Below are 17,986 nucleotides of genomic sequence, written 5' to 3'. Positions count from 1 at the left end.
TCATGGCCCAAGCACAACTTCCTGTCGGTACTCCCTTAACCACTCCTGAGCCAGAACATCCCCAGGCCTGGAAATGGTATGACTATTTCACCTTCAATGTTGACCACAAAGTGATTGGGATTCAATACCTCGTCACCGCCTTTTTCTTTTACTTGGTGGGTGGCTTAATGGCTGTGGCCATGCGGGCCGAACTGGCAACTGCCGACTCCGATGTACTCAACCCCAACCTTTACAACGCCTTTTTGACCAACCACGGGACGATCATGATTTTCCTGTGGATTGTCCCGGCCGCCATTGGTGGCTTTGGCAATTATCTAGTCCCGTTGATGGTCGGGGCCCGCGATATGGCCTTCCCCAAACTCAATGCCTTAGCCTTTTGGTTAAATCCCCCCGCTGGGGCCTTATTGATTGGTAGTTTCTTTTTTGGGGGGGCGCAATCGGGTTGGACATCCTATCCGCCCTTGAGTTTGATCACCGCCAACACGGCCCAGAGTATGTGGATCCTCAGCATTGTCTTGGTAGGAACCTCGTCGATTATGGGGGCCCTCAACTTTGTGGTGACGATCCTGAAGATGAAAATCCCCAGCATGCGGTGGGATCAACTGCCCTTGTTTTGCTGGGCGATTATGGCCACATCTTTGTTGGCTCTCGTTTCTACCCCAGTTTTGGCGGCGGGACTGATTCTGTTGCTGTTTGACATTAACTTTGGCACCTCCTTCTTCAAGCCGGATGCGGGTGGCAACGTTGTCATTTACCAGCATTTATTCTGGTTCTATTCTCATCCGGCTGTCTATCTGATGATCTTGCCGATTTTTGGGGTGATGTCGGAGATCATTCCCATCCATGCCCGTAAGCCAATTTTTGGTTACAAAGCCATTGCCTACTCCAGTATGGCCATCTGTGCTGTTGGCCTGTTTGTCTGGGTGCATCATATGTTTACCAGTGGCACACCGCCTTGGATGCGGATGTTTTTTACCATCTCGACCTTGATTGTAGCGGTACCGACTGGGGTGAAAATCTTTAGCTGGGTAGCAACACTCTGGGGCGGCAAAATTCGTTACACCAGTGCGATGCTCTTTGCTGTGGGACTGCTCTCAATGTTCTTCTTGGGCGGCTTAAGCGGTGTCACCTTGGGGACGGCTCCGGTGGACATCCATGTTCATGACACCTACTATGTGGTTGCCCACTTCCACTACGTCTTGTTTGGCGGCTCAGTGTTTGGCTTATATGCCGGAATTTATCACTGGTTTCCAAAAATGACCGGGCGGATGTTGAATGAGTTTTGGGGCAAAGTCCATTTTGTCTTGACCTTTATTGGCACCAACCTCACCTTTTTACCAATGCATCAATTGGGTTTGCAGGGAATGCCGCGCCGGGTGGCCATGTACGACCCCCAGTTTGAATCCATTAATAAACTCTGTACGATTGGGGCCTTTGTCTTAGCGTTTTCTGTGGTTCCGTTTTTAATTAACATCATCTGGAGTTGGAGCAAAGGGCCGAAAGCGGGGGATAACCCCTGGGGTGGCTTAAGTTTGGAATGGACTACGGCCTCACCGCCGATGATTGAAAACTGGCCTGTTTTGCCTGTCCTCACCACTGGCCCCTATGACTTCGGCGGCCCACCGGAAGATGATGATGATGATTCAGACTTCGATGATGAATAGGGAGTAATCAGAATGACCGGTTCAACCTTAGATTCAGCCACAGTCACCACCGAAATTGAAGTTGCCCAGCATCACGAACATGAAGATTATCGGGTTTTTGGCCTGGTTGTCTTCCTCATTTCTGAGTCCTTGATGTTTGGCGGAATTTTTGCGACTTATTTAATTTTGCGGGGACTCACAGAAACCTGGCCGCCAGAAGGGACAGAAGTTGAGCTACTCTTGCCGACAATCAACACAATTATTCTAGTTTCCAGTAGCTTTGTCATCCATAAGGGCGATGTGGAAATCAAGAAGGGTAATCTCCAAGGGATGCGGCTTTGGTATTGGCTCACAGCAGCTATGGGAGCTATTTTCTTGGGCGGACAAGTCTATGAATATATGACCCTCGGCTATGGTTTAAGCTCGAATATTTTTGCCAATTGCTTTTATGTGATGACAGGGTTTCACGGCCTCCATGTGTTTGTTGGCTTGCTGTTGATTTTAGGGGTATTGTGGCGCTCTCGCCGACCTGGCCATTATTCTGCCACTAAGCATACTGGCATTGAAATGGCGGAAATTTATTGGCACTTTGTCGATATTATTTGGATTGTTTTATTTGCCTTACTGTACATCCTGACCCAGTTTTAGTTTCCATAAGGGTCAATTCTGGCCTGCTTTTATTTCCATTTGCTCCCACCTCCAACCGTATTAATGCTCGTTTCGGCAACTCACGTCCTAACGTTTCTCTTGGGATTGTTGGCCATTGGCTTGGTTGTCTGTATTTTGGTTGGTATCTACTTTTATCGCATCGTCAAAAAACAACCCAGAAGGTCAAGCAAACAGTTTCAGCAACGGTCAAGGTTTCAAAAGAATCAACCTCAGCAGCAGTCGCCAAACTGGTTTAGGTCATCCAAAGCAAAACATTTGGAACGGGAACTCCTATCGTTATTAGGGGGTGATCAGAACACATTGCAACGGCTTTTAAGCTATTCACAAGAACATAATCGGGATAAATCAATCGAGTGGCATTTGGAAAAAGTTAAATATGACCTAGAGCGAGATCGGGGGGCGCGATAGAATTCATGGGGAAAATCCTAGCTTGAGGGGCCAAAGTGGAGGGCCAACCAAATCGCATCTTCTGATGTCTTGGCAACGCGATGGCGACAATGGGCCGGAATGAAAAGATAATCACCCGCAACAAGATGGCGTGAGTCCTGGTTTGCAATTTCCAGTATTGCCGTCCCTTTCAGAAGCGCGACCCATTCATCCTCGGCCTGGTCATACCAAAAATCTGGGGGGCTAGCTTGACCGTGGGAGATAATCTGCTCTAACCGCCAGGCCTGGGAATGGAGTAAGGTGACAAACTCTTCCTGATTGGATGGGTTTTGGGATTGATAAAGATTAGGCATGGTCTAATGGGGGGGTAATTTCCTGTTACTGTTTGCGCCCCAGGGATGAGTGTGGTTACTTAAGGAAGTCAATTGTGAGCAAGAGTATTTTATCGTTCAGGGTCAAATGGAGCGTCACCGGGAATTGACTGCCTGGATAAGTGGCTCTCATCTGAAGGGAGATAAAGGCCCGTTCTGTACAGAGCGCGTGCGTTTCTGTTGAGAGAGTTTTTGAAACTAAAGCTATCTTGGAGACTATCATTAATTTTGAGATAAACGTGAACTGGATTGAGGGTCGGGAATTGATTATTGAGTTGATTAATGTGCCAAAGGATGCCCTATCAACAACCTTAAAATTTTCCCAAATCATTCCAGGCCGGGGGCAAAACTAGATTACCCTTGGGGGAGGTTCCCCTGCTACTGCTTAACTGCACCTATTTTCTAGAGAGACTGAAAATGCCTTTTCCCCGTGCGGCTGGTTTACTCCTTCATCCCACATCCTTACCCGGTGGTCAGGGCATTGGCGACTTAGGGCAAGCAGCTTTAGATTTTGTTGATTTCATGGCCGATACTGGACAACAACTCTGGCAAATGCTTCCCCTTGGCCCCACCGGCTACGGCAACTCTCCCTATATGTGTTATTCGGCGATGGCGGGAAATCCGGTCTTGATTAGCCTAGATCAACTCGTTCAAGAGGGATGGTTAGAGGCGGTGGCGCTGGCTGCTGTAGAGTTTCCGGCCCATGATTGGATGGACTATGATGCGGTGATTCCGGCCAAACTCGCCTTATTGCAAACAGCGGCCCAGGTATTCAAAGCAACAGCTACCCCTGAGGATCAGGCTAAGTTTGGGCAATTTTGCCAGGCCATGGAGTTTTGGTTGCCGACCTATGCCCTCTATATGGCTCTCAAAGATGAGCAAGACAACCAGCCTTGGTATGAATGGGAACCTGGCCTGGCCTGGCGAGATCCAGAAGCCATTACTGCCGCTGAAGCCCGCCTTGCCCCACAGGTGTTTAGCTATAAATTTCAGCAGTTTATCTTCTTTCAGCAGTGGTCAAGGTTGCGGGCCTATGCTAACCAAAACGGGATCAAGATTATTGGCGATATTCCCATTTATGTTGCCCATGATAGTGCCGATGTCTGGGCCTTTCCCCATTTGTTTGAGTTAGTGCCCCAATCCCCTCAACCAGGACTAACCCAGGCTCCAGCCCCAGCACCCCCCCCAACAAAAAAACCTGGACTCGTCGCTCAGATGGCTGGTGTACCCCCGGACTATTTCAGCGAAACGGGGCAACTCTGGGGCAACCCGATCTACAACTGGCAGGCCATGGAGCAAGAGGGCTATCGGTGGTGGATCGAACGGTTCCGCGTGCTGTTTGACTGCATGGATTTAATTCGGGTGGATCATTTCCGCGGATTTGAGGCCTACTGGCAAGTTCCTTGCGGTGAAGAAACAGCGGTGCAGGGGGAATGGGTCAAAGGCCCAGGGGCGAAGTTGTTTGAAGTCGTCCAGGCCGAGTTAGGGGAGTTACCCATTTTGGCGGAGGATTTAGGAGAAATTACTCCAGAAGTGATTGAATTGCGGGATCAGTTTGCATTTCCGGGGATGAAGATTCTCCAGTTTGCCTTTGGCGGCGGTGCTGACAACCCTTTTTTGCCGTTTAACTATGAACGTAATTTCTTAGTCTATACCGGTACACACGACAACAACACGACTGTGGGCTGGTTTGCGGAATTGAGTGAATGGGAGCGAAATCGGATTCGGGACTATTTGGGGGCCATGACCCATGAGGGAATCCACTGGGATTTAATTCGGTTAGCCTTTAGCTCTGTCGCCAATCAAGCGATTATTCCTGTCCAAGATTTACTCGGATTAGGGACACCTGCCCGGATGAATTTTCCCAGCAAACCGGAGGGGAATTGGGCTTGGCGGTTAAGACCGGAGGAATTTCAGGAGCTACAGGGGGGCTTAGGGCAACGTCTTAAATACCTGACCCAACTCTATGGCCGCTACCCCGCCCCGCCGCCGGACAATGGAGCCACTGCAACTGAGTCTGAGAATAATGGGATTTGAAGATTGGCCTGGAAAAATTGGCCTGGGGTTATTGAGTTTAGGACTGGGCCTGGTGTCCCCCTGTACGGTTTTGTTGGAGCCGTTTAAGCCCTCCCCCCTAGGATCAGCAATGCCGCCCTCCATTACTATTTATGTCTATGGGGATTATGTTCATACCAATGTTCTCGTGCCAGTGATCACCGCTACAGGTAATTGGCATGACTATTTGGAGTTGGGGCAACTGGGAGAAAATCCTCGAACTGACCTTGAATATTTGGGATTTGGTTGGGGCGAACGGGAACTTTATCGGAACTTGACGCGGATTGAGGATATTCCCGCTGACCAGGCCTGGCGGGCTTTATTTGATGGCCGAAGTCCCGCTACTCTCCATGTCCAAGGCTTTCCGCAACTCCCCCAGGCCCCCATTGCAACCTTTTTAATTCCCCTTCAGATTAACCAAGGGGACTACCAGGCCCTGACCCGGTTTTTGCTGGATAGTTTTGAACGGGATGCCCAAGGCCGACCGATTCACCTTAATCCCAGTCGCCAAGCCCAAAGTAGTTTCTATGCCGCTACGGGACATTACTCGGCCTGGAACACCTGTAATTCTTGGACGGCCAAAGCCCTCGCTGAAGCCAACATTCAACCGCCCCTCTGGGATACCCTGGCCCTACCCCTTTTCTACCATTTGCAGTGGTACAAAACCTGTCAGCCGGAGTAAGCCTTAGGGTCAGCCGGGTCTATTATTGGCGGTGGCTATCTACTGGTCTCGAAATAACAGAAATGCCATAGCATCAATCATTCGCTGTTCATCCATAGGAATAATCTCTTCCCCATACATTGCCTTCTGACTGAGGACAAAAAAGACCATCGCACCCAGGACAATCCGGGCCGTTGCTTCCGGGTCAGGGACACCGAATTCTGGATGGGCGGCAATATATTGAGTTAAAAACTCGAGGGAATATTTCGTCAGGTTTTGGATACAGGCCTTGGCCAGTTGCGGAAAACGCCCGGACTCGCCAATTACCATTCGCATAAAGTCTAAATGTTCGGAATCCGCTAACATCCGGGCCATGATCGTTCGCCCCATCGCCGGAAAAACCACCAGTGGATCCCCTTCCAGCTTCGGATCATCCATATCCGTAAAAACTTCACTAAATTTTCGTTTGGCCATCCGCCGCACCAAGGCCTGGAATAACCGTTCTTTATCTTGAAAGTGACTATAGACCGTCGCCTTCGAGACCCCCGCCGCGGCTGCTACTCGATCCATACTGGTGCCGGCGTAACCCTGAGCTAAAAATGCCTGCATTGCCCCAGTCAAGATTTGTTCGGCTTTATCACTGGCCGGAGATGGAGTCATGGAGCCGGTTCCTAAAAATATTTTTCAACTATAAATATCCTATCGCCCCCCTAGGCTTCAGGGCTGATCGGAATTTGCCAAAATGCTTGACTAACTAAACTATACCGTATAGTCTAGTTAGTAAGGAAACTATACCGTTTAGTTCGGGGTCTAGTCCATGTCCCAAGCCATCTCTCCCCATCTCTCCCCCCGCTCCCTTGCCATTTTGATCACGGCTGCCACCCTGGTTGTTGGCGGTTCCCTGGCCTGGACAATGGGTCAAACCCAATCCGCATCCAGTCCCCAGGAGGTGGCTATTGCCCCCGCGATTGAGACGATTACGGCCCTAGGACGCATTGAACCCCAAACCCAAGTCATTGAAATTGCCGCCCCGACCCAAGCGGAAGGGATAAGAGTTGAGCAATTGTTGGTGCAAGAAGGCGATTGGGTCAAGGCGGGGGATGTGATTGCTATCTTGGATAGTTACTCTCGGTTGCAAGCGGCCCAACTCCAAGCCCAAAAACAGGTGCAGGTCGCCCAGGCCAACTTAGCTAAAGTCCGAGCCGGAGCCAAACAGGGCGAAATTAAAGCCCAACAGGCCACCATTGCCCAAATTACCGCCGAAGCCCAAGGGGATATCCAAGCCCTCAGGGCCACCGTCAGCCGCCTCCAGGCCGAAGTGAATAATGCCGAGATTGAATATCAACGCCATCAGTCCTTAGCCACAGAGGGGGCCATTTCCACCTCGCTGTTGGACAGCAAACGCTTAACCCGAGATACGGCCCAAGAACGCCTCCAAGAAGCCCAATCCAATCTCCGCCGGGCCCAGGCCAGTCGCCAAAATCAAATCCAACAGGCCCAAGCCACCCTTGACCAAATTGCCGAAGTCCGCCCCGTGGATATCCAAGTTGCCCAGGCCGAAGTCCAAGCCGCCCAGGCCAATCTCAAGGAAGCCACTGCCAATTTTGCCCTCGCCCAAGTCCAGGCCCCCCAAGCTGGACAAGTTCTTAAAATCCACACCTGGCCTGGGGAACGACCCGGCAATGAGGGGATTATTTCCCTGGGGCAAACCCAACAGATGTACGCCGTGGCAGAAGTCTATGAAAGTGATGTCAAGCATCTTCACCCCGGCCTGGGGGCTACCATCAGCAGTGATGCTCTGACGGGGCCATTGGCGGGAACGGTCGAGCAAGTCGGGTATCAAGTCCTGCGTCAAAACGTGATCAACACCGACCCCGCCGCCAACACCGATGCCCGCATTGTCGAAGTCCGCATTAAACTCGACCCCGCCTCAAGTCAAAAAGCTGCCCGCTATACCAATCTTCAAGTCAAGGTGGTGATCATGCCATGAAAACCTGGTTAGACCGTCTCAAAAATCGGACTCCCTTGGGCTGGTTGCAACTAAGTCATGAAAAAGGTCGTTTTTTGGTGGCCTTGGCGGGGATTGCCTTTGCCGATGTCTTGATGTTTATGCAACTGGGGTTTCAGAACGCTCTCTACGAAAGTAATACCCGCTTTCACCAAAACATCAACGCGGATATAGTCCTGATTAGCCCCCAGGCCCGCAACTTGGTTAACTTGTCCACCATTCCCCGGCGGCGACTCTACCAGGCCATGAATGTTCCTGGCGTGGCCACAGCCCAAGCTCTTTATACGAACTTCAGTGATTGGCGCAACCCCCAAACCCGTCAAAAAACCGCAATTCTGATTGTTGGCTTTAGCCCGGAACGCTCGGCCTTAGCTCTCCCAGCAGTTGCCAACCATCTCAACGATCTGAAACTACCCGATTACTACTTGTTTGATCAGGCCTCCCGCGGCGACTATCAAGACGTGATCGCCCAACTCCAGCAGGGCCAGATCGTCACCACGGAAATTGAACGCCACACGATTTATCTCAGCCAAACCTTTGCCATTGGCGCCTCCTTTGCCACTGATGGCACATTAATCACCAGTGACCAGAGTTTTTTACGACTGTTTCCCCGCCGCCAGGCCACGGCTGTCAGTGCCGGATTAATTAGCCTCCAGCCCGGAGCTAATGCGGAACAGGTTGCCACAACCCTACGGGCCACATTGCCGGAAGATGTGCGGGTTTTAACCAAAGCAGCATTTATTCAATTTGAAAAAGACTATTGGACGCGCAATACCGCCATTGGCTTTGTCTTTGGCCTGGGAACCGTGATGGGCTTTATCGTCGGCGTGGTAATTGTCTATCAAGTTCTTTCCACAGATGTCAATGCTCATTTGGGAGAATATGCCACGTTCAAAGCCATGGGCTATCGAGATCGCTATTTACTCGGGATTGTCTTTGAAGAAGCCATTATTATGGCCGGCCTGGGGTTTATACCGGGTCTGGGGGTTTCTCTGGGCCTGTATGTTTTGACCCGTAATGCTACCAGTCTCCCCATTGCCATGACCCTCGGCCGCAGTATTTTGGTGTTTCTCGTCACCTTGGGTATGTGTGGAATTTCCGGGATGATTGCCACCCGCAAGCTGCAACAGGCTGACCCGGCTGATAGCTTTTAAGGCAAACAAAATGCAATTGAAATTTGGGGGATAGTTTGATGACATCATTACCAGCGATTTCAATTCAGGGCCTGAGTCACTCCTTTGGCCAGGGTGAACTGCGCAAACAAGTCTTAGCCAACATCAACTTGGAGATTCGCGTGGGGGAAATTGTGATTATGACTGGCCCTTCTGGCTCCGGTAAAACCACATTACTCTCCTTGATTGGTGGATTACGGGCGACTCAGGTCGGGAGCTTAAAAGTCCAAGGCCAAGAACTCTGTGGCGCATCTCCCCTGGAACTAGTCACAGCCCGGCGACGTAATGGCTATATTTTCCAGGCCCATAATCTCCACGGCAGTTTAACCGCATTGCAAAATGTCCGCATGGGGTTGGAAGTTCATGGGCAATATCCCAAAGCCGAGTGGAATCTCAGGGCCCGTGATATTTTGACTGAGGTGGGCCTGGGAGAACGCATTGCCTACTATCCTCAAGACCTGTCTGGAGGGCAAAAACAGCGAGTGGCCATTGCCCGCGCCCTAGTCAGTCGTCCCCAAATTCTTTTAGCTGATGAACCTACTGCGGCGTTGGACAGTCACTCTGGGCGGGATGTGGTCAACTTGATGCAAAAACTGGCCCAAGAACAGGGCTGTACGATTTTGATTGTGACTCACGATAACCGGATTCTCGATGTTGCTGATCGAATCATTCACATGGAGGATGGCCAACTCTCCCAAAACCAGGCCCTGGTAACGGTCTAAATGGGTACAGTCACCAACTATAGCGTTGCACAGACTGTTCTGAGAGAGTAGAACTGTTAAAAAGACTGACCATCAAGCATTTTCTAAATTGCCCCCACCTCGCCCTAAATGAGTTAACATTCAGCCAACCTGATAGTGACTTTGAACTAGGCCATTGTCATAGGAGCGGGTGTATTGATGAACTAGGGGAATATCGGTTGTCAGGGGCCCAAACAGGGGAATCCCTTCTCCAAGTAGGATCGGAATCCGGGAAATAATCAAATCCTGAATCAGGCCAGCCCTAAGGAACTGTTGAATCGTCTGTCCGCCGTCAATATAAACACTTCTGATTCCTTGGTTTGATAAATAATCCACCACTTGCTCTGGTTCTGCTGCCATTACTGTTACGGTAGATCTGAGGGCTGCGGGAACATTGCAGGAATGATGACTCAAGACCACAACGGGGCGGTTAGCATAGGGCCAAGGCTGAAAGGATTTGACCAATTCATAGGTATTACGCCCTAGCACAACTCCATCCACACTGTTCATAAAGGCCTGATAGCCATAGTCTGTGAAATCCGGTGAATCTTCCGGAGTTTGGGGGAGCCAGTCTAACGCCCCATTGGAACGGGCAATAAACCCATCCAAACTAGTCGCAATGAATACCCGACAAGTCAAGCCTACCTCAGTCATTTCTTCGTAAGATTATATTGCTTTAGAAATTGGCAGAAACGGATTAAACCTCATTGACATTCTCCCCGCCCTGTAGCTTGCGTGCAAAGCAGAGCTAGGATTCCTTGGATCATCGGGAGTCCAACAACTTTACCCTCACCAAGAGTTCTTTGCGATGTGTCCCACCGCTGTTGTTTGCCCTGATCCTCCAGGTTCCTCCACTCTACGGTGCGAGCCTCTGGCGATGTGGCGATTTCCTGTCCCGATTGTAACAAAGCCGCCCTAAAGCGCGGGGCTTGTACCCAAGAAATTCAGGTCAGTGCAGTTGCTACGGTTGGAAATTGGGCCTGAAAAATCTCCCGAATCCCACAGGCAATTTCCCGGTGTTCCTGTTGACAGTCCGGGGTGCAGCGAACCTGGAAGTAATGAATCCAAGAGCGAACCGATCCCTTCATATAGATCCGGGTGACGGTATTTAAGGGTAATAAGGCCCGCGCACATTCCTTGGCAATGCCTCGCTCCAAAGCTTCTTGATACAGGCCAGAATTCATGTCCCACACCTGTTGCTGACTGTCCCTAAACCAGGCCTGGTCGGATTCTGCCAGATCATCAATGGAGTTTTGGCGATTTTTGACATCTTGACGGCGGGCGGGATAGGTTTCAAACCCCTGGGCCGGGGCGTAACGCAGACTAAACTCTTGAAAGGAAAAACTCCGATGGCGCAAAATTTGTTGGGCAATCATCCGGGTCGTGACAATTTCCACGGTCATATCCACCATCTCAAAGACTGACCAATGGCCGTGGCGGATACAGTAGGCCAGCAGCTTGGCATAGTTGGGATTGTCTTGATTCGGACTGGAGACCCTGGCGCAATAGGCCATCAACCCCTCGGCTGACAGTGTTTCTCCCGCAACTTCTACCACCGGCTGTGTGATTGATACCAGCTTAACCTCCATACACCCTCACGATCTTTTTAGGCACAATTTCTGACTCAACAAAATGGGTTTCTTTTCAACAGATTACCTGATCAAACCCTGCCTCCTAGATTTTTCCCTGCCATATTCACACTGGTTTTCACCACGGACTTGATTAAGGACTGACTTGAAGATGTGGATACCGTTGATAGGTCAATACTCCCTTACAATGGCAATGTTTCAGGTTTGTTAAGCGACTATTTCCACAGCGAATCCCCATGGCAGCTAGTTTTTTGACATCGGTCTTTTTGCCCCTCGCTCTGTTTATGGTCATGTTGGGGATGGGCCTGGGGCTGAAGCTAGAGGATTTTACGCGGGTGTTGCTCTATCCCAAGGCAGCGATCATTGGCTTACTGGCTCAGTTGGTGATGCTCCCGCTCCTCGGTTTTATTCTCGCAGGTATTTTTCCACTCAATCCAGGCCAGGCCGTGGGGGTGATAATTTTAGCAGCTTGTCCCGGTGGAGCTACCTCGAATCTGTTGACCTATTTGGCTCAGGGAAATGTCGCTCTCTCGATTACGCTGACGGCCATGAGTAGCTTGATTACGATTTTTTCCATTCCTTTAGTGATTAACCTGGCCACCCAACGCTTTTTAGGAACGGCCACCGCGCTGCAACTCCCCTTTGTCCCAACGGTTCTGCAAATTGCCCTGATTACTCTAATTCCGGTGGCCTTGGGGATGGTGTTGCATTATTTCCGACCTCAGTTTGCGGCGTTGATAGAGCGGGGGGTGAAGTGGTTATCGTTGGCGTTGTTGGGGCTGATTATTGCCGGGCTTTTGGTACAGCAGCGGGATCAGGTGGTTGGCTTTTTTCTGGAGGTGGGCCTGGTAACTTTGGTTCTGAATGTTTTAGCCATGGGCCTGGGGTATTTGATTGCAGTTGCCGGACGTTTAGATCAACCCAGCAGTAAAGCGATCACCGTGGAAGTGGGGATTCAAAACGGAACCTTAGCGATTGCGATTGCCAGTGCGCCCACCCTCCTTAACCAGCCAGATTTTGCGATTCCAGCGGCGATTTATAGCTTGATTATGTTTATGACAGGTGGAGCATTTGCAGTTTGGTCAGTGAGGAAATAAATTTTGCTGATTGGATATGACGCTCACTGGCTGGCCTGGTCATAAATTAACTTTGCTTCATGGGGGAAGTTGATAGCAGGTAGTAGTATCTAGCTATATTTTGGGGAGCAGGCTGTAGTAGTCGATCTGAGGGAAAATTTCTATGTTTTTACCCTTGCAAAGTGCTTAAGTAGAAATTTGATATTCAGCCTAAACACTTGAATTCCCCTAATAGGTGGAATATTTCTGTCTAATCTCAAGTTCGACCGCTGAGTTATCTGTGTGGTGGTCGTTGCAAGTCCCCTGTTAGTCTTCATGGCTAAGTTGTTTCAAGGTTATCGGTGAGATGTGTTTTAAGGCTTTTTGGTAGAGCGATCACTATCCATCTTGAATTTGCGTTGTAAGGCTTCAATCCGATCGAGAATCTCAACAAACTCCTGTCCAAAGGGAGTTAAATGATATTCAACGCGAGGAGGAAGTTCTGGATAATTTAGTTTCCCGACAATGCCAAATTGAACTAATCTCGTCAGACATTCATTGAGTACTTTTGTTGTCAATCCCTTCTTAGTTTTCACCAAAGCGCTAGGACGATTGATTCCACAACGAATTTGCATAAGAAGATAGATTGTCCATTTACATCCAAGACAATCCTCGAACATCGCAATTAGGCTGATTGTGGGATTGGAAAAAGTTTCTGAGTCTGCCTTCACTGATGATTTCATGTTTGTAACCAAAAAGTATCTACCCTACTAAAAAGTATCTGCTTGAAGTTTAGCTAGCAGTCGTTTATCTTAACTGACAAAACACAACGAGCGGAAGGATTAAAAGATGTCAATGTTTCAAATTCATACCGAAACGACCGCGCCAGAGACCTCCAAGCCACTCCTTGAGCAAACCAAGAAGAACCTCGGTATGATTCCAAATCTGGAAAGGGTCATGGCTGAATCACCCGCATTGCTTGAGGGATATGTTCACCTTTGGGAGCTATTTGATACCACGTCATTATCACAGATCGAGCGTCAGGTCGTTTATCAAACTGCTAACTTTGAGAACCAATGTGAATATTGTGTTCCTTGGCACACCAAACTGGCACAAATTGCGGATATGGCTCCGAACGAGATCGAGGCACTGAGACAGGGAACAGAAATGGAAGACCCAAGGCTTGAGTCATTGCGGCAATTTACCAAGTCCTTAATTTTAAATCGGGGAAAGATAGCAGAAGGCGAATTAAAGGCATTTTTCGCTGTCGGTTATTCTGCTCAACAAGCACTCGAGGTGATCTTAGGAATTGCCGTTAAGACAATGAGCAACTATACAAACTCCATTGCAGGTACGCCTCTAGATAAAGCAGTTGAGAAACTAAGGTGGAAAAAACCGATTATCTCAATGCAGTCGAATACAGATGCAGTTTAGGCGCGGTCGAACAACCCCAATGCAGCAGACAGTAAAAGCCGCTAGTGTTGTGTTTGAGGTTACTTGCCGCCACTGATTCGGAACGTTATTACGGCCCAATACTCTGGTCAAGAAAGTGCTTCAGAAATTGTCTGTTAGCATCAGGTGAATTGGAGAAACAGAGAGCCGTATGGAAAAGCTGACAGATTTGCCAAAAGATTTACCCATCCCCGTAGACGATGGTGCTTGTAATCACTTGCTAGGGAAATCTTTGCCCTCGATCGCTTTATCTTCAACTCATGGTGGATATGTAGATTTATCCGAGATTGATGGTTATGTTGTTATTTATTGCTATCCAATGACGGGAAAACCTGGAATTCCTATGCCTGATAAATGGGACGAAATCCCTGGGGCAAGGGGGTGTACTCCTCAATCATGTGCTTTTCGAGATCATTTTCAAGAGCTAAATAAATTGGGGGCAAGAGTCTTTGGCTTTAGTACTCAAGATACTACATATCAGATGGAAGCGAAGATGCGCCTACATTTACCTTTTGACCTTTTGAGTGATTGTGACTTGATTCTTGCCAATGCGCTAAAGTTGCCAATGTTTGAAATAGAAGGTAAGCATCTTATTAAACGAGTTACATTGATTGCTGAGGATGGGAAAATTGTCAAAATCTTCTATCCAGTTTTTCCGCCCGATAGAAACGCCGATGAAGTTATTGATTGGCTGCAAGGACATACCGAATAACAACGCCCATGAACCAGACCACCGAGCGTTTATCGATTGGAATCGAGAAGTATTTGCAGCGCTTGATGGGCAACGTTAAGCTATCAGTGGATTTGCTCATTGGCTGGCTTGATCCAGAACTTGTATTGCCTGGTCGTAAATAGATTTTGCTTCCTCTGGGGAGTTGCCAATACTGGTAATTCCGAGTTTGCCAAATTCTGAGAGCGCGCCCATTAGGTGAAAGACACTCCCCGTTTCGGTGCTGGAGTCAAAATGGAGATGGTAGCGGGCAATAATATCGAGCAAGTCGTTGGGCAACAGGCCGTGGTATTTACTGTGGCGTAGGTTATCCGAGGCGATGTAGTACTTGGGGCGATGGTGGTAGCTATAAAATAAACCCGTTCCGGAGTCATACCAGCCATTGGTTAAAAATTTCAGCGTCATAAAGGGATGGGTGGTGCCGCCTTTTCTGAGGTTGATTTCAATGGCTTGTAAATCCCAAGTATCTGAGTCTTCCCCAGGCCTGGCAATAAAATCGACCCCATAATGTCCAATCACCCCTTGGCGGGCCAACTGCTCCCCAACTTTGAGGCCATACTTTTGCAACATCAACCGATAGGGTTCAGCCGCTGGAAAAGAACAGCCCAGAAAAATTTGCCCATCGGGAGCATCAAGAATCTGGTCATGGGTGGAGATCAGTTCAACCTGCCCAATCGGTGTAATTTGCCCTTGGACGCTGGGTGATTGCTTCGTTTTGCCTTCTAAGAAGCATTCAACAATTCCCCCTAACTCTGCAAACCGGTCTCGATAGGATGCCCATGTTTCCTGGGGGGCCTGGAATTGCATTTGGCTGAGGGCCTGGGTGATGGCAATGACTTGGGAAGGTTCCGGCCAAGATTGAATTTCACTCAGAGGGCGTAAATCCAAAAGAGCATTCCCTTCCCCCGAAAATGCCTCATTTAACTTGACCACGACTCGGTGCAGATTAGGGTTACGTCGCCAGAGATGAACAATTTCCCCAGCCAGTTCCGTTTCCGATTGCACCAGGCCACTGCCATCAGGATGGGGAATTCCAGCTTCGGCAAACAGCTGACGGCTCCCGGCCTTTGTCCCCCAGTAGAGCAAATCTGGATTAACGGCATAAAGGGGAATCCCCAGTTTTAAGGCCAGTTCTCGCTCCAGGCCAGTGGCATTAAAACAGACCATATAGGCCTGATCGGAGCGTAAAGCTTGACTAATCCGGGCCATGAGGCGAGGGCGTTCAAGAATTTTGGCCGTTAGGGGCTTATCGGAATAATCATAGGTGGACAAAAGTAAAAGCCGCTCACGGGCATGGGAGGAGGGAATCCCCGGTAACAGGTCAAGGTAGTAGTCAATAATGCTGGGGTGAAGCGGTTGGGAAGTGACATAGACCATCCGGGTGTGGGGGTTGCGCAATTGAATCAGGGTATAGAGTTGCCGCTCTTCGTAGTGGGTATAGCCCGTAATCTTGGCCAGTTCCCGTTGGGGAAAACTCAAGGACGGAATCACGACAATATCTCGCTCTTGGATATTCCCTTGAGTTGAATCTGGGACAAAGGTTTCACTGCCTTGCCAACAGCGCACTAACTGACTTTGAAGATCCTGAAACTGTTGGGTCGTCATTGCCTTAAACCCTCATTATTTGGTCACGTGCTGCGGCCCGGCCCGGTGAATTTGCCAACTTAGCCACAGTACCGGAATTAACCCAACTAAAACAATTGCCAACGCTCCTCCTGCTGCTTCATTCAGCCGTTCATCGGAGGCCAGCCGATAGACCTGAATCGCCAACGTATCAAAGTTAAAGGGACGAATTACAAGGGTGGCGGGCAACTCCTTCATCACATCCACAAACACCATCATCGCCGCTGTTAATAACCCAGTCGTCATTAGGGGTAAATGGACTGAGATCAGGGTTCCGACTGCGGTTTTGCCCAAACTCCGGGCCGCTTCATCCAGACTGGGGCGAATTTTGAGGAGGCTGGCTTCAACAGAGTTAAAGGAGACGGCTAAAAACCGCACCAAGTAGGCATAGAGGAGGGCAAAAATAGTTCCACTCAAGACCAGGCCTGTAGAAATATTAAAGGTCGCCACCGCAAAGCGATCGATTTGGTTATCAACCCAGCCCAAAGGCACGAGGATCCCCACGGCAATCACGGCCCCGGGAATTGCATAGCCCATCACTGCCAGTTGTGTCCCTAAGCGTAAGCTCCAGGCCGGGAACAAGCGCAATCCATAGGCGAGGAACACCCCTAAAATTACGGCTAAGAGGGCCGCCAAACCCGACAAAATCAAGCTGTGACTGGCATGAGTCCAAAATTCTTCATTCCAGGCTCCGGCTCCTTCTCGAATGGCCATCTGGAGCAAGACTGTGGCCGGAGCTATAAAGCCCAACCCCACGGGTAAGAAACAAAACAGAGTTGCTAATCCGGCCCGCCAAGTTTTTAAGGAGTAAGGGCGGAGTGGGGCGGAATGACCCTGTTTCGTAAATCTGGCCTGGCCCCGCGACCACCGTTCTGCTAACAACAGCCCGAAAATAAACAGCAACAACACTGAAGCCAATTGAGCCGCCCCCGTCCGATCCCCCAGACCCAGCCAAGTCCGATAAATTCCAGTGGTAAAAGTATCTACGCCAAAATATTGCACCGTGCCAAAGTCGTTCAGGGTTTCCATCAACGCCAACGCCACCCCTGCGGCAATGGCCGGTCGAGCTAAGGGCAAGGCCACCGTCCAAAAACTCCGCCACGGCCCACAACCCAAGGAACGACTGGCTTCTAAGGTACAGGTGGCCTGTTCTAAAAATGCAACCCGAGCCAGTAAATAAACATAGGGATAGAGTACCAAGGTCAACATCAAGATTGCCCCTGGCAGAGAGCGAATTTCGGGAAACCAATAGTCACCCCATTCCCAACCAGTCCAAGCTCGTAATCCTGACTGTACTGGCCCCTCAAAGGAGAGGAAAACGGTATAGGTATAGGCCAAGATGTAGGCTGGGGCCGCAAAGGGGAGCAGCAATAACCAACTCCAGGCCCTAGAACCCCAAAACTCACACATCGTCACCAACCAAGCTGTGCCGACCCCAATCACTGTCACGCCCAGGCCCACCCCTATCATCAGCCAAAAGGAATTCAGGACATAATCCTTGAGGACAGTCTCCGCCAGATGCTGCCAGGTGGTGCTGGAGTTTGTCAAGATCTGTCCCAAAATAACAAGAATCGGCAAGGCAATCAGCAGGGCCAGCAGCCAAACAACGCCGATCCAGGCCTGGGCACTGAACAGTAACTGTTGAATTTTATTGAACAAAGAGATTCGGTGGCGGCTGAGGGTGGGAGAGGGAGATGTTAGCGGCGGGGTCATAACCAAGGCCTGGAAAACAGCGATTAGTCCCATTGTGAAATTTAACCTGAGGCCTTGTCACCCATCTGGGGGGTTGGACTGATTCAGGTCGAGATAGAGCAGGGGGCATTGGACGTGA

At 49.7% G+C, this 17,986-nt stretch carries 18 protein-coding genes; 11 read left to right on the top strand and 7 right to left on the bottom strand.

All coding sequences use genetic code 11. The features are described from left to right. The first annotated feature begins 2 nt into the window (after positions 1-2). The 3 genes from ctaD to RIF25_RS05470 all read left to right on the top strand — a co-directional run bounded on the left by ctaD (position 3) and on the right by RIF25_RS05470 (position 2,720). Positions 3-1,664 (top strand): cytochrome c oxidase subunit I, encoded by a 1,662-nt coding sequence (gene ctaD / locus RIF25_RS05480; protein WP_322877539.1) that lies wholly within the window; start codon positions 3-5, stop codon positions 1,662-1,664. A 12-nt stretch (positions 1,665-1,676) separates the two neighbouring features. Then, on the top strand, positions 1,677-2,291 hold the full coding sequence (locus tag RIF25_RS05475) for a cytochrome c oxidase subunit 3 (protein ID WP_322877538.1): 615 nt from the start codon (positions 1,677-1,679) through the stop codon (positions 2,289-2,291). Positions 2,292-2,354: 63 nt separating this feature from the next. Then, positions 2,355-2,720, top strand: coding sequence for a hypothetical protein (locus RIF25_RS05470; protein ID WP_322877537.1), 366 nt, complete (start codon positions 2,355-2,357; stop codon positions 2,718-2,720). A 17-nt stretch (positions 2,721-2,737) separates the two neighbouring features. Here the strand turns inward: RIF25_RS05470 and RIF25_RS05465 are convergent, their stop codons facing one another. Beyond that, the gene (locus tag RIF25_RS05465; protein ID WP_322877536.1) at positions 2,738-3,052 is read right to left on the bottom strand and encodes a cupin domain-containing protein; all 315 of its coding nucleotides are present in this window, start codon (positions 3,050-3,052) and stop codon (positions 2,738-2,740) included. A gap of 435 nt (positions 3,053-3,487) precedes the next feature. On the opposite strand from RIF25_RS05465, the gene malQ reads away from it, so the two are divergent. Then, complete coding sequence (gene malQ / locus RIF25_RS05460) at positions 3,488-5,107, top strand: 4-alpha-glucanotransferase (RefSeq protein WP_322877535.1); 1,620 nt, start codon at positions 3,488-3,490, stop codon at positions 5,105-5,107. Next, the gene (locus RIF25_RS05455; protein WP_322877534.1) at positions 5,037-5,807 is read left to right on the top strand and encodes a DUF2459 domain-containing protein; all 771 of its coding nucleotides are present in this window, start codon (positions 5,037-5,039) and stop codon (positions 5,805-5,807) included. The genes malQ and RIF25_RS05455 overlap by 71 nt, the downstream gene beginning before the upstream one ends. 39 nt (positions 5,808-5,846) lie before the next feature. Here RIF25_RS05455 and RIF25_RS05450 read toward each other — a convergent pair whose 3' ends face one another. Next, on the bottom strand, positions 5,847-6,446 hold the full coding sequence (locus tag RIF25_RS05450; RefSeq protein ID WP_322877533.1) for a TetR/AcrR family transcriptional regulator: 600 nt from the start codon (positions 6,444-6,446) through the stop codon (positions 5,847-5,849). 157 nt (positions 6,447-6,603) lie between these two features. Between RIF25_RS05450 and RIF25_RS05445 the strand changes: the two genes are divergently transcribed. Genes RIF25_RS05445 through RIF25_RS05435 form a run of 3 tightly spaced genes read left to right on the top strand, consistent with a single transcriptional unit; the run spans position 6,604 to position 9,688 of the window. Further along, entirely contained in the window at positions 6,604-7,776 is a 1,173-nt protein-coding gene (locus RIF25_RS05445; protein WP_322877532.1) for an ABC exporter membrane fusion protein, read from the top strand. Then, entirely contained in the window at positions 7,773-8,948 is a 1,176-nt protein-coding gene (gene devC / locus RIF25_RS05440) for an ABC transporter permease DevC (protein WP_322877531.1), read from the top strand. Before RIF25_RS05445 ends, devC begins: the two co-directional genes overlap by 4 nt. A gap of 38 nt (positions 8,949-8,986) precedes the next feature. Continuing rightward, the gene (locus tag RIF25_RS05435) at positions 8,987-9,688 is read left to right on the top strand and encodes a DevA family ABC transporter ATP-binding protein (RefSeq protein WP_322877530.1); all 702 of its coding nucleotides are present in this window, start codon (positions 8,987-8,989) and stop codon (positions 9,686-9,688) included. A gap of 120 nt (positions 9,689-9,808) precedes the next feature. Here the strand turns inward: RIF25_RS05435 and RIF25_RS05430 are convergent, their stop codons facing one another. Together RIF25_RS05430 and thyX are read right to left on the bottom strand one after the other, a co-directional pair. Then, positions 9,809-10,360 carry a dihydrofolate reductase family protein gene (locus RIF25_RS05430; RefSeq protein ID WP_322877529.1) on the bottom strand — a complete coding sequence of 184 codons (552 nt, stop codon included), beginning with the start codon at positions 10,358-10,360 and terminating at the stop codon, positions 9,809-9,811. A gap of 290 nt (positions 10,361-10,650) precedes the next feature. Then, positions 10,651-11,295: an FAD-dependent thymidylate synthase gene (gene thyX / locus RIF25_RS05425; protein WP_322877528.1), complete on the bottom strand. Its 645-nt coding sequence runs from the start codon at positions 11,293-11,295 to the stop codon at positions 10,651-10,653. Positions 11,296-11,531: 236 nt separating this feature from the next. Here thyX and RIF25_RS05420 point away from each other — a divergent pair, with 236 nt between their 5' ends. Beyond that, positions 11,532-12,392 (top strand): bile acid:sodium symporter family protein, encoded by an 861-nt coding sequence (locus tag RIF25_RS05420; protein WP_322877527.1) that lies wholly within the window; start codon positions 11,532-11,534, stop codon positions 12,390-12,392. Positions 12,393-12,724: 332 nt separating this feature from the next. Here RIF25_RS05420 and RIF25_RS05415 read toward each other — a convergent pair whose 3' ends face one another. Continuing rightward, positions 12,725-13,030 (bottom strand): winged helix-turn-helix transcriptional regulator, encoded by a 306-nt coding sequence (locus tag RIF25_RS05415; protein WP_322877648.1) that lies wholly within the window; start codon positions 13,028-13,030, stop codon positions 12,725-12,727. A gap of 169 nt (positions 13,031-13,199) precedes the next feature. Between RIF25_RS05415 and RIF25_RS05410 the strand changes: the two genes are divergently transcribed. Both RIF25_RS05410 and RIF25_RS05405 read left to right on the top strand, forming a co-directional pair. Beyond that, positions 13,200-13,784, top strand: a complete 585-nt coding sequence (locus tag RIF25_RS05410; RefSeq protein WP_322877526.1) for a carboxymuconolactone decarboxylase family protein — start codon at positions 13,200-13,202, stop codon at positions 13,782-13,784. Positions 13,785-13,953: 169 nt separating this feature from the next. Further along, positions 13,954-14,514 carry a peroxiredoxin gene (locus RIF25_RS05405; RefSeq protein ID WP_322877525.1) on the top strand — a complete coding sequence of 187 codons (561 nt, stop codon included), beginning with the start codon at positions 13,954-13,956 and terminating at the stop codon, positions 14,512-14,514. Positions 14,515-14,610: 96 nt separating this feature from the next. Here RIF25_RS05405 and RIF25_RS05400 read toward each other — a convergent pair whose 3' ends face one another. Next, entirely contained in the window at positions 14,611-16,137 is a 1,527-nt protein-coding gene (locus RIF25_RS05400; RefSeq protein ID WP_322877524.1) for a peptide ligase PGM1-related protein, read from the bottom strand. A 15-nt stretch (positions 16,138-16,152) separates the two neighbouring features. Continuing rightward, entirely contained in the window at positions 16,153-17,868 is a 1,716-nt protein-coding gene (locus tag RIF25_RS05395) for an ABC transporter permease (RefSeq protein ID WP_407682335.1), read from the bottom strand. Between the last annotated feature and the right edge of the window lie 118 nt (positions 17,869-17,986).

Source organism: Pseudocalidococcus azoricus BACA0444 (assembly GCF_031729055.1).
In the GTDB taxonomy this organism is placed as follows: Bacteria; Cyanobacteriota; Cyanobacteriia; order Thermosynechococcales; family Thermosynechococcaceae; genus Pseudocalidococcus; species Pseudocalidococcus azoricus.
Note: the sequence above shows the minus strand (reverse complement) of the source record. Positions and strands in the feature narration are given on the sequence as shown.

Coding starts and splice junctions, on each gene's coding strand:
- RIF25_RS05395 (WP_407682335.1), bottom strand. CDS start 17,868: ATGACCCCGCCGCTAACATCTCCCTCTCCCACCCTCAGCCGCCACCGA.
- RIF25_RS05420 (WP_322877527.1), top strand. CDS start 11,532: ATGGCAGCTAGTTTTTTGACATCGGTCTTTTTGCCCCTCGCTCTGTTT.
- malQ (WP_322877535.1), top strand. CDS start 3,488: ATGCCTTTTCCCCGTGCGGCTGGTTTACTCCTTCATCCCACATCCTTA.
- RIF25_RS05400 (WP_322877524.1), bottom strand. CDS start 16,137: ATGACGACCCAACAGTTTCAGGATCTTCAAAGTCAGTTAGTGCGCTGT.
- RIF25_RS05415 (WP_322877648.1), bottom strand. CDS start 13,030: ATGTTCGAGGATTGTCTTGGATGTAAATGGACAATCTATCTTCTTATG.
- RIF25_RS05430 (WP_322877529.1), bottom strand. CDS start 10,360: ATGACTGAGGTAGGCTTGACTTGTCGGGTATTCATTGCGACTAGTTTG.
- RIF25_RS05475 (WP_322877538.1), top strand. CDS start 1,677: ATGACCGGTTCAACCTTAGATTCAGCCACAGTCACCACCGAAATTGAA.
- devC (WP_322877531.1), top strand. CDS start 7,773: ATGAAAACCTGGTTAGACCGTCTCAAAAATCGGACTCCCTTGGGCTGG.
- thyX (WP_322877528.1), bottom strand. CDS start 11,295: ATGGAGGTTAAGCTGGTATCAATCACACAGCCGGTGGTAGAAGTTGCG.
- RIF25_RS05445 (WP_322877532.1), top strand. CDS start 6,604: ATGTCCCAAGCCATCTCTCCCCATCTCTCCCCCCGCTCCCTTGCCATT.
- ctaD (WP_322877539.1), top strand. CDS start 3: ATGGCCCAAGCACAACTTCCTGTCGGTACTCCCTTAACCACTCCTGAG.
- RIF25_RS05450 (WP_322877533.1), bottom strand. CDS start 6,446: ATGACTCCATCTCCGGCCAGTGATAAAGCCGAACAAATCTTGACTGGG.
- RIF25_RS05435 (WP_322877530.1), top strand. CDS start 8,987: ATGACATCATTACCAGCGATTTCAATTCAGGGCCTGAGTCACTCCTTT.
- RIF25_RS05405 (WP_322877525.1), top strand. CDS start 13,954: ATGGAAAAGCTGACAGATTTGCCAAAAGATTTACCCATCCCCGTAGAC.
- RIF25_RS05465 (WP_322877536.1), bottom strand. CDS start 3,052: ATGCCTAATCTTTATCAATCCCAAAACCCATCCAATCAGGAAGAGTTT.
- RIF25_RS05410 (WP_322877526.1), top strand. CDS start 13,200: ATGTCAATGTTTCAAATTCATACCGAAACGACCGCGCCAGAGACCTCC.
- RIF25_RS05455 (WP_322877534.1), top strand. CDS start 5,037: ATGGCCGCTACCCCGCCCCGCCGCCGGACAATGGAGCCACTGCAACTG.
- RIF25_RS05470 (WP_322877537.1), top strand. CDS start 2,355: ATGCTCGTTTCGGCAACTCACGTCCTAACGTTTCTCTTGGGATTGTTG.